Below are 4579 nucleotides of genomic sequence, written 5' to 3'. Positions count from 1 at the left end.
GCGGGTCGCGGGGCCGGCGCTCACCGAGTACGCGCACGCCCACGGCGTCGACTTCATGATCCTGCCGCCCGCCCTGCTCGACGCGATGCCGGCGGACCTCGACCTGCCGCGCGACAGCGTCCTGCTCGCCGGCACCGAACGCGTGTCGCCGGAGCTGGTGCGCCGCTGGGCGCCGGGCCGCCGGATGTTCAACGCCTACGGCCCGACCGAGGCGACCACCAACTCGACGCTCGGCGAGAGCGACCCGGCCGAGCTGGCGGACGCGACCGTCGTGCCGATCGGCATCCCGGACCCCGGCACCCGCGCCTACGTGCTCGACGCCGGGCTGCGGCCGGTCCCGCCCGGCGTGGTGGGGGAGCTGTACCTCGCGGGCTCCGGTCTGGCGCGCGGGTACCTCGGGCGGCCGGGGCTGACGGCGGAGCGGTTCGTCGCGGACCCCTTCGGTTCCGGCGGACGTCTCTACCGCACGGGTGACCTGGTGAAATGGCTGCCGGACGGGCGGCTGGTGTTCCTCGGCCGGGCCGACGACCAGGTCAAGATCCGCGGCTACCGCATCGAGCTCGGCGAGATCGAGTCCGTGCTCGCCGAGCACCCGGCCGTCGGGCAGACCGTCGTCGTCGCCCAGGACGGGCGGCTCATCGCCTACGCCGTGCCCTCGGCCGGGCGGGACGAAGACGCCGAACGGGAGCACGTCGGCGAGTGGCGCGAGCTGCACGAGAACGTCTTCACCGAAGCCGCGTCCGGCGGCCTCGAAGAGAACTTCACCGGCTGGAACTCCAGCTACGACGGCTCCGAAATCCCGCTCGGCGAGATGCGCGAGTGGCACGCGGCCACGATCGAGCGGATCCGCTCGCTGCGGCCGAAGCGGGTGCTGGAGATCGGCGTCGGCAGCGGCCTGATCCTGTCCCGGATCGCGCCGGACGCCGAAGAGTACTGGGGCGTCGACCTGTCCGAGAAGGCCATCGCCAACCTGCGGCGCGAAGTCGCGGCGACACCCTTCGCGAACAAGGTCCACCTGGCCGCGCGGCCCGCTCACGACCTCGGCGAGCTGCCGGAGTTCGACACCGTGATCATCAACTCGGTCGCCCAGTACTTCCCGAGCGTCGGCTACCTCGCCGAAGTCCTCCGCACGGCCGCGGCGCACGTCCGGCCGGGCGGGGTGATCTTCCTCGGCGACATCCGGAACCTGCGCTCGCTGCGGGCGTTCCGGACGGCGACCGAGCTGCGCCACGGCCGCCGCGACGTCGCGGCGGTGGACCAGGCGATCGCCCGGGAAGGCGAGCTGGTCCTGGACCCGGACTTCTTCATGGCCCTGGACCTCGACGGCTTCGACGACGTCGACCTGTGGGTCAAGCGCGGTCAGGCCCACAACGAGCTGACCCGCCACCGCTACGACGTCGTCCTGCGGAAGGCCCCGCGGCCCGACATCCCCGAAGAACTGGTCGTCGGATTCGACGAGCTGGAGCAGGCCTTGGCCGCCCGTCCGGCCCGGCTGCGCGTGACCGGCGTGCCGAACGCCCGGCTGTCCGGGGAACTCGCCGCCGTCGCCGCGCTGGCCGCGGGCGACGCCGGGACCGCACTGTCCTCTTTGGAGCAGCGAGATGGTGTGGACCCCGAAACGCTGCACGAACTCGGCGAGCGGCACGGCTACCGTGTGGACGCGACCCTCACCGCGGACGAGGGCGCGCTGGAAGCCGTGTTCACGACCGGGCCGCCACAGCGGGTCTACCGCGGCCGCCCGACCCGGGTCCCCCTGGAAGCGCTGGGCAACCACCCGGCCGGGCAGCGGGACACGAACGCGCTGGTGACGGCGCTGCGGGCGCACGTCCGCGATCGGCTGCCGCAGTACATGGTGCCGTCGGCGTTCGTGCTCCTCGACCGGCTCCCGCTGCTGGCCTCCGGCAAACTCGACCGGCGGGCCCTGCCGAGCCCGGACCAGCAGGCGGCCACCGCCGGCCGGGCCCCGCGGACACCGGTCGAAGAAGTCCTGTGCGGGCTGTTCGCCGAGGTCCTCGACACCGCGTCGATCGGCGTCGACGACGACTTCTTCGCCCTCGGCGGGCATTCGCTGATGGCGACCCGCCTGGTCGCCCGGCTGCGCGCGGTCTTCGGCGTCGAGCTGCAGGTGCGGTCGGTGTTCGAGACACCGACGGTCGCCGGGCTCGCCGCCCTGCTGGCCGGCGCGGACGCCGGACAAGCCCGGCCCGCCCTGGTGCGCGCCGACCCGCGGCCGGACGTGCTGCCGCTGTCGTTCGCCCAGCAGCGGCTGTGGTTCCTGCACCGCCTGGAAGGCCCGTCGGCGACGTACAACATGCCGGCGGCGGTCCGGCTGACCGGCGCCCTCGACGTCGACGCGCTGCGCACGGCGCTGTCCGACGTCGTCGAGCGCCACGAAGCCCTCCGCACGGTCTTCCCGGACATTGACGGGGAAGCCCGGCAGCTCGTCCTCGCCGACGTCTCAGTCCCGCTGCCGATCCGCGCGGTCACCGAAGCCACGCTCGCCGACGCGGTGTCCGAAGCGGCGAGCATGGTCTTCGCGCTGGAGTCGGAGCTCCCGCTGCGGGCGCAGCTGCTGCGCCTGGGGGCCCGGGAGCACGTCCTGGTGCTGGTGTTCCACCACATCGCCTCCGACGGCTGGTCGACCGCGCCGCTGTGGCGGGACCTCGCGACGGCCTACACCGCCCGGTGCGCCGGCGGACGTCCACAGTGGACGCCGTTGCCGGTGCAGTACGCGGACTACACGCTGTGGCAGCGGGACGTCCTCGGCGAGCCGGTGATCGAACCGCAGCTGGCCTACTGGCGCGAAGCCCTCGCCGGCCTGCCCGAGCGGATCGAGCTGCCCACCGACCGGCCGCACCCGGCAGAGGCGTCCTACCGCGGCGAGCAGTTCGCCTTCGGCTGGGACGCCGGGCTCCACAGCGGACTGGTCGAGCTGGCCCGCGCCTGCGGGGCCAGCGTGTTCATGGTCGTGCACGCCGGGCTCACCGCGGTGCTCACCCGGCTCGGCGCGGGCACCGACATCCCGCTCGGCACGTCCATCGCCGGGCGCACCGACGCCGCCCTCGACGACCTCGTCGGGTTCTTCGTCAACACCCTGGTCCTGCGCGTGGACACGAGCGGCGACCCGTCGTTCCGCGACCTCGTGGCCCGGGTGCGGGACCGCAGCCTCGACGCCTACGCCCACCAGGACGTGCCGTTCGAACGCCTGGTCGAGACGCTCAACCCGGTCCGGTCCCTCGCCTACCACCCGCTGTTCCAGACGATGCTGGCCTGGCAGAACAACGCCGTCGCCGACCTCGCCCTGCCGGGGCTCGCGGTCGCGGAGGAACCGGTCCGAACCGGTACCGCGCGCGCCGACCTGACGTTCTTCGTCGGCGAGCGGCCCGGGCACCAGGCCGGCATCCGCGGCACGGCGGAGTACAACAGCGACGTCTTCGACCGCACGAGCGTCGAGGCGCTTCTGGAACGGCTGCGGACGCTCCTGACGGCGGTGGTGGCCGACCCGGACACCCGGATCGGCGCTGTCGACCTGCTCACCGCCGCCGAACACGACCAGCTCGCCGCCGACCCCGCGACCCCGCTGCCCGCGGAGACGACCGCCGAGCTGTTCGCCGCCCAGGTCGCCCGGACGCCGGACGCCCTCGCCTTGACGTTCGGCCCTGAGCGGCTCAGCTACGCCGAGCTGGATACGCGGGCCACGACCCTCGCCCGGGCGCTGCTCGCGCGGGGCGCGGGGCCGGAACGCGTGGTGGCGGTCGCGCTGCCGCGCTCGGTGGACCTGGTCGTCGCGCTCCTGGCCGTGCTCAAGACCGGCGCCGCCTACCTGCCCGTGGACCTCAACCACCCGGCCGAGCGCATCGAGCTGATGCTCACCGACGCGGCCCCGCACCTGGTCGTCGCCGAAGACGGCCTCCGCTCAGGGGTCGTGAGTGATAATGAGGGTTCTAACCCGACTTACCACTCACGACCAGCCACGGCAGACAACCTGGCGTACGTGATCTTCACCTCCGGCTCCACCGGACGCCCGAAGGCCGTCGCCGGAACCCAGCGGGCGCTGGCCAACCGGCTGCACTGGGGCCGGGACCTCGCCCGGGGCGTGCGCGTGGCCAAGAGTGCGCTGACGTTCATCGACGGTTCCACCGAGCTGCTCGGCGGCCTCGTCGCGGGCGATCCGGTGGTCCTCGCCGACGACACCACGGCCACCGAACCCCTGGCACTGGCCGGCTTTGTCCGCGAGTCCGGCGCTCAGGTGCTCACCGTCGTCCCGAGCCTCCTCGACACCTTCGCCGAGGACGCCCCGGCGGGCGCGTTCGACACGGTGACCACCTGGATCACCAGCGGCGAACCGCTTTCCGACGCCCTGGCCGCGAAGGTCGCGGCCCGGTGGCCGTCGGCGAAACTGGTCAACCTCTACGGCTGCTCGGAAGTCGCCGGCGACAGCCTGGCCCAGGTCTGCGGCCCGGTGGCCATCGGGCGGCCGGTCGCGAACACCCGCGCGTACGTCCTCGACGCGGCGTTGCGCGGCGTCATGCTTCGAACAGCGCGCCCACCTCGGCCAGTGCCGCGTCGAACTCCTCAG

1 protein-coding gene is annotated in these 4579 nt (G+C 73.4%); it reads left to right on the top strand.

What is annotated here, in order from left to right:
* Window positions 1-4579 (top strand): condensation domain-containing protein (locus ACWEVN_RS46720; protein WP_452055566.1); only part of this gene is annotated, 4579 nt, incomplete at both ends.

The organism is Amycolatopsis sp. NPDC003861 (genome assembly GCF_053605405.1).
This window is presented reverse-complemented; position numbering and strand designations above follow the sequence as displayed.